The following is an 11,099-nucleotide window of genomic DNA, read 5'->3' as shown; positions in this document are numbered from 1 at the left end:
GGGTGATCCAGGGAGTATCGGTCGGCGGGGAGCCGCGGTGCGGAAGGGGCAAGCTCGAGGCAGTCGAGGTCTGCCGGTACGACGGCGTCGATGGTGCTGTCCGCGAGAGCCCGCTCCCATGACGCGGTGTCGAGGTGCCCGGGGACGAGATGGTGCAACGCGAGGCGCCGGGCTCCTGCCTGGGTCGCGATGGCGATGGCGCCCTCGACGCTGGTGTGTGACTTGTAGTGGTGGTCGCGCGATGCTCGAGCGGCCTTGTCCGTCCGGGCTCCGTAGAGGTCCTCGACCCACTCGAAGCTGATCGCCTCGTGCAGCAGCAGGTCGACGTCCTCGGCCAGACGCACCATGTTCTCCGTCTTGGCGGTGTCGCCGGAGATCGCGACCGAACCCTCGTCCGTGGTGAACCGGAACCCGAAAGCGGGTGCGATCGGCGGGTGTTCGACGAGGATCGCGTCGACGCGGACCCGGTCGTCCTCGAACACACGGAACGGCGCCATGGCCGGCGTCGGGCTCTCGTTCGGGTGGTAGCCGATCCCGTCCGGGATCGTGATGTCGGCTGCCTCGAAGAGCTCGAATGGTGAGGGCCGCAAGGCGTCGAGGACGCGATCGTTGAGGTCGGTGGCGTGGGCCTCCATCAGTAGCCGGAAGAGGTCCGTGGTGCCGGGTGTCGGCCGGTGCGGGGCGACCGGGTTGGGGCCGCTGACGGCTCGCGGTGAGATGGGTGGGAGCATGCCCCGGTCACCCGGGCCGATGATCGGGACCGGCGCCTTGTCGGGGGAGATGTCGAACATACCGAACAACGCCAGGTTGGCCAGGTCGGTCGTGTGGTCGGAGTGCAGATGGGTCAGGAAGATGCCACCCAGGCTGTCCATCGTCAGCCCGGCCCGGGTCAGCTGCCGTCCGGCACCGAGGCCTGCGTCGACGAGGTAGGTGCGGTCGCCGACGACGACGGCGGTCGCGATCCCGAAGCGGGAGCTCGCGGTGATCGGTGTCCACCAGCGGGGTCCGCCGGCCGTCCCGAGGGTCACGACGTGTGGTGCCTGTGACATGTCGGTCCTTCCTGTTCGGTTGAAGTCGATTCGATGTGGCGCTGTCATCGAGCATGACCGAATCTCCTTCTTCTGAAAAGCCGAAGTATTTGATCCAAGGGATAGGCTGTACCGATGATCGGTGTGACGCTTCGTCAGCTCGAGTACTTCCTGGCAGCTGCCGAGACTGGGACGGTCACCGCCGCGGCCAGACGTTGCTCCGCATCTCAGGCTGCGGTCTCGACAGGGCTGAGCGAGCTGGAGCGGGGTCTGCGACTGCAGCTGCTCGTACGCCGCACAGCCAAGGGCGTCACGCTCACGCGCAGCGGCGAGCTGGTCCTCGCCATCGCTCGCAGAATCCTCGATGACGTGACAGAGCTCGAGGTGCTCGCTGAGACCGAGCTCGACGAGGTCGCCGGACCGCTGCGGGTCGGGTGCACGCACGCGCTCTCGCCGCGAGTGCTGCCCGCGCTCGCGCAGGCCTTCAGGCAGCAGCACCCGCTCGTCGACCTGGACCTGTTCGACGGGCTGGCCGCCGACGTGCAGGCCATGCTCCTGCGTGGCGAGATCGACGCATGTCTGGTCTATCGTCGTCAGCTCGAGCGCGACCTCGACGCGCGGACGCTCCGCACGATCGTCCCCTACGCCGTACTCGCCGCTGATCATCCCCTCGCCCGCCGCGACGGGGTGTCCCTGCGCGAGCTCGCCGACGAACCCCTGATCCAGGTCAACCCGGAGGGTTCCCATGGCGTGATCGAGCTCCTCGTGGAGGAGGCGCACGTGCGGCCGCGGCACGGGTGGACCTTCTCCAACCCGGAGACGGTGCGATCGATGGTGGCTCGCAACCTCGGCTACTCGGTGTTCAGTGGCAAGCCGGCCAGCGCGGAGACGTTCGACGGTGGCAGGGTTGCCTACGTCCGCGTCACCGACTCGATCGCTCACAACGACGTCGTGCTCGCGACCCCGCACGGGACTCGTCCCACGGCCCGGTTGCAGGCGTTGGTGCGTCTGCTCGGGTCCGAGGAGCTGCAAGCGTCGTTCGGGTGACGGCTGCGCACAGGCCTGCCGGCCCACGCGTGGCGCCTGTCAGGCTGGGATCTGCATGGGTTCGCCTCTCCCCGGGCCCGCACCCAGTGACACAATGCCCGCCATGCCTGCGGTCCTGCAGATCGATGTCGTGTCGATCTTTCCCGCGTACCTCGCGCCCCTCGACCTCTCGCTGATCGGCAAGGCCCGCTCGGACGGGTTGATCGACGTGCGCGTTCACGACCTGCGCGACTTCACCCACGACCGGCACCGGACCGTCGACGACACGCCCTACGGTGGCGGCGCCGGGATGGTGATGCAGCCCGAGCCGTGGGCGCGGGCCCTGGAACACGTTGTCGGGCAACGTGGCTCGGCCGCCTCGGCTCGGCCGCGCCTGCTCGTCCCAGGGCCCGGCGGGGTCCCGTTCACGCAGGCGATGGCTCGTGAGCTCGCCGCCGAGCCGTGGCTCGCCTTCGCCTGCGGGCGCTACGAGGGGATCGACGAACGAGTCTACGAGTTCGCGCAGGAGGATCTCGGTCTCGAGGTCACGGTCGTGAGCCTGGGCGACTACGTCGTCAACGGCGGCGAGGTCGCCGTGCTCGCGATCGTCGAGGCGCTCGCCCGACTCGTCCCCGGCGTGATCGGCAATGCGGCCTCGCTCGTCGAGGAGTCCCACCAGGACGGGCTGCTCGAGTATCCCCTCTACACCAAGCCACGGCACTGGCGGGGCCGGGTGGTGCCCGAGGTCCTGCTCTCGGGCGACCACGCCGCCATCGCCGACTGGCGGCACCGCCAGCGGCTTGCCCGGACCGCGGACCGGCGGCCCGACCTGCTCCACGCCTCGTCGGCCGGCGCCGACGTCGATGTCCGGGTCGCAACAGCCGGCGACCTGCCCGAGCTGCTCACGCTGCTGTATGCGGCAGGTACCCCCACGACGATGGAGTCCCTCCGGGAAGGCCTCTCGAGCAGCACCACGTGGCTCGCGCGCCGGGCCGGACGGCTCCTCGGCGCGATCCGGGTCGAGGCCCGAGGGGACACCCTGTGGCTGGCGGCCCCGGCGCTCGTGCCTGATCTGGACGGCGACGACCTCGCCCGGCGCCTGCTGGATGTTGCCCAGCAGACCGCGGTGAGCGGCATACGTCAGCTTGTCGTGGACTCTCCCCGCGCCTCGGCGGTGCGCGCCCGGACGTACCGACAGGCCGGGTACCGGCTGGGCGGCGGCCACTGGGTCAAACGGTGCTCACGACACGAGTGACGCCGCGAGATCGGTCGGCACGAGACGCCGCGCGCGGATGAGGCGCGCCTGCACCCCCGCCGTGATGGCCTGCGTGGCCATGATCGCGAACAGGACGAGCACCTGGGCGGTCGCCGCCTGAACGGCGCTCCCGCCGCCGAGCATGACCCCGATGAAGGCGCCCGGAAGCGTCACCAGCCCCGACGTGCGGACCTGGTCCAGGCTGGGCAGGAGTCCCTCGGGCACCCGTCGCGCGATGATCTCGTCGATGGCCTGATGCGGCAGCATGCCGAGCGAGAGGCATGCCTCGTACTGGTCCCGCTCTTCCCGGAGAGCCGCGAAGGATCGTCGTCCGACGAGGGTGTGAACTGTCATCGTGTTCCCGAGGACGATGCCCACGACCGGGATCAGCGCGATGCCCTCGATCGGGATCGTCCGCGTCGCGAGCAGGATGGCCAACACCGGCGCGATGCCGCACGCCATGGCGGCGGCCGCCCACGGCCAGGCGTGTCGAGCCTCGACCCGCCTGCACGTCGTCATGACCGCCATGACGAACATCCCCATCAGGGCCGCGACCGACCACCAGATCGAGCGCACGACGAGCGTGATGATCGCGGCGGCGACGGTCAGCTGGATGACTGCGCGCAGCCCCGCGACGACTGCGTCGCGCCCGAGGCCCAGACGCGCGGCTCGGTTCGCGGCGACCGTCCCGGCGAGCAGGACGACCAAGGCGACATAGACCGGCCACCCCGGGTTGATCGTCACGACCACACCGTATGCCGCACGGTGGGTTTGCGACGGCCGCGACGCTCATCTCGTCAGCTGTCACCCGGCGATTTCGGCGGGGGCGTCGGCTCTGGCAGAATTGCTCCTTGCGTCTGGACTCGACGGCCCCTGCCACGGGGGGAGTGCGGCCCGGTCACCGACCGGGTCGACGCGGCCCGACGGACGCATCGATGCAGATGATCCCTCGGTGACCTGTGGCACCGTGAGAAAGCGAAGCAGCCATGCACCAGTTCGACGAGCTCAGCGCCGCGTCGATGCGTGACGACGTGCCAGCGTTCCGCGCCGGCGACACCGTCAAGGTCCACGTCAAGGTCATCGAGGGCACGCGCTCGCGTGTCCAGGTCTTCCAGGGCGTCGTCATCCGTCGCCACGGCGGCGGGGTCGGCGAGACCTTCACGGTCCGCAAGGTCTCCTTCGGGGTCGGGGTGGAGCGGACCTTCCCCCTGCATACCCCGATCATCGACAAGATCGAGGTCGTCACCCGGGGCGACGTCCGCCGGGCGAAGCTGTACTACCTGCGTGGGCTGCGGGGCAAGGCCGCCAAGATCAAGGAGAAGCGCGAGAACGTGCCGGCCAAGGCTGCCAGCAAGTCCCAGTGACAGCGGCTCGGTGACCTCCGAACGGCGCGGCGGGGCGACCCCTGGCCCCTCGACGGGGCCCGGACCGGGCAGGTACGAGGCACCCACCGTGCCGTCGACCCTTCCTCCGCTCGACGACGGGTCGGGGCCGAGCAGGGACCCGCGCGGCGGCAGTCGTCGCGACAGGAGGCTGCGCTGGCTCGTCGTGCCGGCCATCGTCCTGATCGCGATCATTCTCGTGCGGGCCTTCCTCATCTCCCCGTACGCGATCCCGACCGGTTCGATGGAGCCGACCCTGCAGGTCGGCGACCGCATCCTCGTGAGCCGGCTCGCCTCGCCGCAGGACCTGGAGCGAGGCGACGTCATCGTCTTCGACGCCTCCGCCGCGTTCCACCTCGACGAGGGCACCCCGGGCCTGCTTCGCAGGGTCATGGACACGGTGGGCAGCGTCGTCGGCGAGGGGGCCGACACCGACTACGTCAAACGCCTCATCGGCCTGCCGGGCGACCGCGTCCGCTGTTGCGCGGTCCACGGCCGGATCACCGTCAACGGCGCCGCAGTCGACGAGCCGTACCTGTACCCGGGTGATGCGCCGAGCACGACGACGTTCGATGTGACCTTGCCGGCGGACCGGTACTGGGTCATGGGCGACCACCGTTCGGTGTCGGCCGACTCTCGCTCCCACCTGGGCGCGCCGGGTGGCGGCATGATCCCCGGAGAGGACGTCATCGGTCAGGTCTGGGTGCGATACTGGCCGCCCGACCGGGTCGGTACCCTCACGCCAGTCCCCTTGTCCGCGATCCCACGAAACGGCCAGTGATGTCGACGCAGCACCCCGAGCGCCACGAGGACGCCCGTTCCCCGGTCCGTCCCGGCGTCGACTCCCAGGAGCCCGTCGAGGAGGAGAACTGGCCGGCCGAGCGCAGCTTCGGGGCCTCCATCCTCGCCGGCCTGCGCGAGATCGTCATCGTCGTCGTGCTCGCGATGGCGCTGTCCTTCGTCGTCAAGACGTGGCTCTTCCAAGCGTTCTACATCCCGTCCGGGTCGATGGAGGACACGCTCGTCCCGGACGACCGGGTCATCGTCAGCAAGCTCACCCCGGGGCCGTTCGACCTGCGTCGCGGCGACGTCGTGGTCTTCGAGGACCCGGGCGAGCCTCGCCCCTGGCTGCAGGGGGCGCAGTACTCCCAACAATCGACCTTGGGCGGTCCGTTCCACGAGCTGCTCGTCTTCGTCGGACTGCTCCCGGAGGACTCCGAGAACCACCTCATCAAGCGCGTCATCGGTCTGCCGGGTGACCATGTCCAGGCAGACGGCAAGGGCAAGATCAAGGTCAACGGGGTCGCGATCACCGAGCCGTACGTCAAGCCGGGCGACCACCCCAGCGACCAACCGTTCGACATCGTCGTACCGCCGGACAGCGTGTGGGTCATGGGCGACCATCGCGCCGACTCGTCGGACTCCCGCTTCCACGACGACGACTCGGGCGGCAAGGACGGCTCGGTCCCGATGTCCAAGATCGTCGGCCGGGCCCTGTTCATCGTGTGGCCGATCGACCACGTGACGTGGCTCGGGGTGCCGGCCCGGACCTTCGAGCAGGTGCCCGCGCCCTCGGCCGTCTCGCCGACCGACCTGCCCCGGACTCCCGCGAAGGGCAAGACGACCAAGCCGGCACCGGCCAAGACCACGGCAAAGGCCTCCTGAGCCGCCATGCCACCCCCCGCGCGGCCCGGCCCGTCGAAGAAGCCCTCCTTGCGCGTCGAGCGGCAGCTCCAGCGCCAGGGTCACCGGCTGCTCGCCGGCATGGACGAGGTCGGTCGGGGCGCACTCGCCGGCCCGGTCACGGTCGGCGTCGTCGTCATCGACGAGTGCGTCCGCAGTGCACCGACGGGAGTGCGTGACTCCAAGCTGCTGACCGAGCGCGCCCGCCGGGGCCTCGTCCCACGCATCCACCGGTGGGCGGTTACCGATGCGGTCGGCCACGCCGGCCCGGAGGAGATCGACGAAGTGGGCATCATCGCTGCGCTCCGCCTCGCTGGGCTGCGGGCGCTCGCCGCACTCGGGCTCGTCCCCGACCTCGTCATCCTGGACGGCAACCACGACTGGCTCACGGCCCCGACCGACGTCGGGCTGCTGGCCTTCGCGGGACCGACTGGGCCGGCGACCCCGCCGGTCACGACCATGGTCAAGGCCGACCTGAAGTGCTCGTCGGTAGCGGCCGCGAGCGTGCTCGCAAAGGTCGAACGCGACGAGCTGATGGTGGCGCTGGGAGGCCGGCACCCGGCATACGGCTGGCAGCTGAACAAGGGGTATGGCGCACCTGAGCACCTCGACGCATTGACGCGCCTGGGGCCCTGCGAGCTGCACCGGAGGTCGTGGCGGCTGCCCTGCGTCGGGCATGATGACCAAGAGGCGCCCATCCCGGGCGGCCCAACGGGAACGACAGTCGGGTGAGTGGCCGGTGAGTTCGGAAGATCTCGAGAAGTACGAGACCGAGATGGAGCTGCAACTCTACAAGGAGTATCGCGACGTCGTCGGCCTGTTCACCCACGTCGTCGAGACCGAACGCCGCTTCTACCTCGCGAACTCTGTGGACATGAAGGTGCGCACCGACGGGGGAGATGTGTTCTTCGACGTCACGATGAGCGATGCGTGGGTCTGGGACATCTACCGGCCGGCCCGGTTCGTCAAGAACGTGCGCGTCGTGACGTTCAAGGACGTCAACATCGAGGAGCTGCCCAAGCCGGACATCAAGCTGCCGGAGTCGGGTGACTTCAGCAGCTGAGCCTGACCGGCGCCTGGGTGGTTGGATGGCCTGACATTTGGTTGCGATTGACATTTGGTTGCGCAATACTGGAGCCGTGGAACTTCAGCGACATGGGAAGTGCGGGTTGCTCGTCTCCCAGGACCCTCGTGAAGACGAGTCGTACCGGGCTATCACCCGGTCATTGATCGAGGTCGACCTCGATCAGGTCCTCGGCGGCGACGAACGGGCCGTCACCGCCTATGTCGGGGCCTGGTTCGCCGCACGCTCACGGCTGTTGGACCATGTGGCGCACGAGTGCCCGGGCCTGGAGCTCCCGCCCTTGACCGCCGAGACACTCGACTGGGAGGCGATGCAGGCACCGTTCAGTTTCTGGGTGCATCTGTACAGGGACCGAGACGGGCTCGCTCTCGACCTCATTGCCCGGCTGCGCAGCATCCTCGGGCACTCGTTGAGCCCGCTGCGTGCGACTCAATCTCCGGAAGAAGCTGAGGCGGGCATTGCCGTCGACGCGCAGAGTGCTCGACGGTTCTACCGGCAGGTCGTCTCGGCGCTGCAAGGCCAGGAGTCGATGGCGGCCCGGATCGCGGAGTCGTTCGGCCTGAACAAGGCCGAGCTGGGCCGCCTGTTCGGGGTCTCTCGGCAAGCCGCCTCGGACTGGCTGCAGGACGACATCCCGAGCGACCGTCGAGCCAAGGCCTCGGTGGTGGTATCGATCGCGGACCTGCTTGCCCACCGGTTGAAGCCGGGACGGCTGCCCGGTGTCGCACGAAGGCCGGCCGCGGTGTACGGCGGGCTGTCGATGCTCGACTTGATCACCGCCGATCGGCACGAAGAGCTCCTTGCCTCGGTCCGGGCGTCGTTCGACTTCGCGCAGATCGCCTGAGGTGGCCAGGACACGCCGGCGCCGGATAGCGCGCGGCGGGCAGATGCTCCGCGTCGCGGATCCGGACTGGGCGGACCCACTGGATGTCGCCTACTCCATGAGCGCCGGAGGCCGGTGGAACCCACCTGGCCGCTTCGGCGTCCTCTACCTCAATGCAACGATAGAGGTGGCGCGCGCCAACGTGGACCGGCTGTTCGTGGGCCTGCCCTACGGTCCCGAGGATCTGGATCCGGCGGCCGCTCCCGTGCTGGTGTCCGTCGATGTCGTTGTCGATGACTACCTCGACGCCGTCAGCAACGAGGGACTCTCAGCCCTCGGCTTGCCGGCCACCTATCCACTCGATGCAAGCGGAGGGGTCCTGCCTCACTGCCAGTGCCAACCCGTCGGCCAGGGGGCGTTCGACGATGGAGAGCTAGGCATCGCGTGCAGGTCCGCGGCGGCGGGGGCGAGGGGTGAGGGGCTTGCCTGGTTCGCCCAGGTCGGCCGTCCCATGCCGAGGAAGGTGCGCACGTCCGTGTTCGACGAATGGTACTGGCCGTCAGGTGTGCTGCCAGACGCATTCACCGCCGAGCCAGGTTGATGTGACCTCGACGTCGGCGATGTGTTCGGGGTCGACGGTGGTGATGTCCTGGCTCAGGGCGATGAAGTCTGCGGCACGTCCCGGGGTCAGTCGGCCCTTGAAGGACTGCTCTGCGGTGGCGTGCGCGGACCCTGCGGTGTAGACCCAGACCGCCTCGAGTGGCTCGACTCGTTGGCTGGTCCCGACGGCGAGCCCGTCCCGGGTGGTCCGGGTGACCATGCTCTGCACCGCCAGCAGCGGCTGGATCGGCACGATCGGGTAGTCGGACGACCCGGCGACGGGCAGGCCCGCATCGAGCATGGCGCGGTGGGCACAGATCATCTGGGCGCGCTCGGGGCCGTAGAAGTCGAGGATCTGCTGTCCGAACAACAGGACGAACGGCCCGAAGGGGACCGGGGTGATCCGGTGCGTCCGGCATCGCCGGAGCAGCTCGGGGGTGACGAGGCTGCAGTGCTCGATGCGGTGGTCGACCGTGCTTGGTGGCAGCTGCGCGACCTGGTCGATGACCTTGGCGATCGCGGCGTCGCCGTTCGCGTGGACCGCGACACGCGCACCCGTACCGCTCGCCCGACGGAAGAGCGTGCCGAACTCGTCGTCGCCGAGGATCTGCAGCCCGTTGTCGAGCCCGGTGGCGCTGGGGTACGGCTGGCTGCACAGGCAGGTGCCTCCGGACAATGCGCCGTCGAGCATCATCTTGACCCCGGCGAAGCGCAGGAACTGTACGTCGGGATGCTCCGGCAGACCGTTCGCGGGCAGGTAGCTGTGCCAGAGCATCATGTTGACCCGTGCGGGAAGCCGGCCCTGTTCGAGCGCGGCCCGGTACAGCTGCTCTTCGACCGGGGTGACGATGGCGTCGCAGTAGGAGGTGACCCCGACGGAGTGCAGCTCCGCGTGGACCTGCTCGAGCGCCGCCAGCTGGGCATCGAGCGCGCCGGCCGGCGCGATCGAGCGCGGGCCGCGACCTGGCAGCCACGGGTCCAGCCAGGCCCGCTCGAACAGCCACCCGGTCGGATGTCCGGCGGGGTCGGTCGGCAGCTGGCCGCCGGCAGGGGCATCGCCTGCGCTCGCGTAGCCCAGGAGGCGCAGGCCGGTGGTGTTCACCACGGCGCGGTGGAAGGTGTACTGGATGACCAGGATCGGGTGTTCGGTGCTGACCAGGTCCAGCGCGGCCCGGTCGACCACACCGGCGACGGCATGCTCGTCCAGGCCTTGGCCGACGACCCACTGGCCAGGCGGGGTGTGCCGGGCGCGGGCGCGTAGCAGAGCAAGCACCTCGGCCACCGACCGGGCCGTGGAGACATCGACGCGGACCCGTTGCAGCGCGGCCTGTGAGGTGTGGCAGTGCGCGTCGTTGAACCCGGGCAGGACCAGCGCCCCGTCCAGGTCGATCTGTTCCGCACCGGGGAACCGAGCGAGCAGGTCACCGAGGGCTCCGGTGGCAGTGACGAGACCCGCTGAGACGGCGAACGCCTCGGGTTCGTGGCCGTCCATTGCGACGATGCGCCGTGCCGTGAAGATCCGGTCGGGCCGGTGATCGCCCTCGTGGTTGTTGTCCTTCGGGTTCACCGGTGACAACTCCTTCACCTCGAACGGCGCAGCCGCTGCAATCTGTGTTGGGGGGAGTCCCTTGCCGACGGTCGGAAGAGCCACCGCCTCGTTGGTGTCTCGTAGCCTAGTCACGGGCCCGGCTGCGCGTGCCCGCCCCGTGGAGCGCGAACAGTCCGGATAGGACGGCAGCTTCGTGACTATCACCTGTTGACCGTCGTTCTGGGTGACGACGTGCAGGCCGTGGTCTGTCATTGAGCTTGCCGACGAGCGATCCACCCGCGTTGAGCGTGGCGTGCGTGATCGTCGGCGACGTCGCGTCGCTGAGAAGCTCGGAGCTGCGCATGTCCCCGTGCACCCACGGTCGCACGTGGCGCAAGTGTGCGCGGGTCACCGCGGCCCAGGTGTCGCGGGTAGCCGCGCGCGCTCGAGCGTCATCTCCAGACATGCCAGCCGCTCCGACCCGCCGCCGCAGGCCGGCTCGCACCTTGCGGACCCCGCGGTGCTCGGTCGGGTCGTCCAGTCCCGCGTCCAGGTGCCCGGCCCGCGGCGTCGCGACCACCCGGTCCAGCGTCCCTGCCGGGGCCAGCGCACGGACCGAACCGTACTCGTCGGCACCGGCCAACCGCACCTGTGGCGCAGTGAGTCCGGTGGTCGATCGTGTCCTGTACG

General features: G+C 69.5%; 12 protein-coding genes. 9 read left to right on the top strand and 3 right to left on the bottom strand.

What is annotated here, in order from left to right:
- On the bottom strand, window positions 1-1,049 hold a 1,049-nt coding region (locus L0H79_RS04590), incomplete at its 3' end, for an MBL fold metallo-hydrolase (RefSeq protein ID WP_301483372.1).
- Window positions 1,050-1,163: 114 nt separating this feature from the next.
- Between L0H79_RS04590 and L0H79_RS04585 the strand changes: the two genes are divergently transcribed.
- Both L0H79_RS04585 and trmD read left to right on the top strand, forming a co-directional pair.
- A complete protein-coding gene (locus tag L0H79_RS04585) occupies window positions 1,164-2,075 on the top strand; it encodes a LysR family transcriptional regulator (RefSeq protein WP_301483371.1) in 912 nt (303 codons plus the stop codon).
- A gap of 103 nt (window positions 2,076-2,178) precedes the next feature.
- On the top strand, window positions 2,179-3,309 hold the full coding sequence (trmD, locus tag L0H79_RS04580; RefSeq protein WP_301483370.1) for a tRNA (guanosine(37)-N1)-methyltransferase TrmD: 1,131 nt from the start codon (window positions 2,179-2,181) through the stop codon (window positions 3,307-3,309).
- On the opposite strand, the gene L0H79_RS04575 is transcribed toward trmD, so the two are convergent.
- Window positions 3,295-4,053, bottom strand: a complete 759-nt coding sequence (locus L0H79_RS04575; RefSeq protein WP_301483369.1) for an ABC transporter permease — start codon at window positions 4,051-4,053, stop codon at window positions 3,295-3,297. The genes trmD and L0H79_RS04575 overlap by 15 nt on opposite strands.
- A 242-nt stretch (window positions 4,054-4,295) precedes the next feature.
- Here L0H79_RS04575 and rplS point away from each other — a divergent pair, with 242 nt between their 5' ends.
- The 7 genes from rplS (at window position 4,296) to L0H79_RS04540 (ending at window position 8,882) form a co-directional block, all read left to right on the top strand.
- On the top strand, window positions 4,296-4,673 hold the full coding sequence (gene rplS, locus L0H79_RS04570; RefSeq protein ID WP_301483368.1) for a 50S ribosomal protein L19: 378 nt from the start codon (window positions 4,296-4,298) through the stop codon (window positions 4,671-4,673).
- A gap of 88 nt (window positions 4,674-4,761) precedes the next feature.
- Window positions 4,762-5,472: a signal peptidase I gene (lepB, locus tag L0H79_RS04565; protein WP_301483367.1), complete on the top strand. Its 711-nt coding sequence runs from the start codon at window positions 4,762-4,764 to the stop codon at window positions 5,470-5,472.
- Window positions 5,472-6,356: a signal peptidase I gene (gene lepB / locus L0H79_RS04560; RefSeq protein ID WP_301483376.1), complete on the top strand. Its 885-nt coding sequence runs from the start codon at window positions 5,472-5,474 to the stop codon at window positions 6,354-6,356. The genes lepB (L0H79_RS04565) and lepB (L0H79_RS04560) overlap by 1 nt, the downstream gene beginning before the upstream one ends.
- A 6-nt stretch (window positions 6,357-6,362) precedes the next feature.
- On the top strand, window positions 6,363-7,106 hold the full coding sequence (locus tag L0H79_RS04555; protein ID WP_301483366.1) for a ribonuclease HII: 744 nt from the start codon (window positions 6,363-6,365) through the stop codon (window positions 7,104-7,106).
- Window positions 7,107-7,113: 7 nt separating this feature from the next.
- Window positions 7,114-7,437, top strand: a complete 324-nt coding sequence (locus L0H79_RS04550) for a DUF2469 domain-containing protein (RefSeq protein ID WP_301483365.1) — start codon at window positions 7,114-7,116, stop codon at window positions 7,435-7,437.
- A 163-nt stretch (window positions 7,438-7,600) separates the two neighbouring features.
- The gene (locus tag L0H79_RS04545) at window positions 7,601-8,302 is read left to right on the top strand and encodes a hypothetical protein (RefSeq protein WP_301483364.1); all 702 of its coding nucleotides are present in this window, start codon (window positions 7,601-7,603) and stop codon (window positions 8,300-8,302) included.
- A gap of 1 nt (window position 8,303) precedes the next feature.
- On the top strand, window positions 8,304-8,882 hold the full coding sequence (locus L0H79_RS04540; protein WP_301483363.1) for an RES domain-containing protein: 579 nt from the start codon (window positions 8,304-8,306) through the stop codon (window positions 8,880-8,882).
- Here the strand turns inward: L0H79_RS04540 and L0H79_RS04535 are convergent.
- Window positions 8,841-10,448, bottom strand: a complete 1,608-nt coding sequence (locus L0H79_RS04535) for an amidohydrolase (RefSeq protein ID WP_301483362.1) — start codon at window positions 10,446-10,448, stop codon at window positions 8,841-8,843. The genes L0H79_RS04540 and L0H79_RS04535 overlap by 42 nt on opposite strands.
- Between the last annotated feature and the right edge of the window lie 651 nt (window positions 10,449-11,099).

The sequence above is a fragment of the Intrasporangium sp. genome (assembly GCF_030452765.1).
Lineage (GTDB): Bacteria > Actinomycetota > Actinomycetes > Actinomycetales > Dermatophilaceae > Intrasporangium_A.
The sequence above is the reverse complement of the archived record's forward strand: the minus strand, read 5'-3'. Positions and strand labels throughout refer to the sequence as shown.

Coding starts and splice junctions, on each gene's coding strand:
- L0H79_RS04555 (WP_301483366.1), top strand. CDS start 6,363: ATGCCACCCCCCGCGCGGCCCGGCCCGTCGAAGAAGCCCTCCTTGCGC.
- lepB (WP_301483376.1), top strand. CDS start 5,472: ATGTCGACGCAGCACCCCGAGCGCCACGAGGACGCCCGTTCCCCGGTC.
- rplS (WP_301483368.1), top strand. CDS start 4,296: ATGCACCAGTTCGACGAGCTCAGCGCCGCGTCGATGCGTGACGACGTG.
- trmD (WP_301483370.1), top strand. CDS start 2,179: ATGCCTGCGGTCCTGCAGATCGATGTCGTGTCGATCTTTCCCGCGTAC.
- L0H79_RS04585 (WP_301483371.1), top strand. CDS start 1,164: ATGATCGGTGTGACGCTTCGTCAGCTCGAGTACTTCCTGGCAGCTGCC.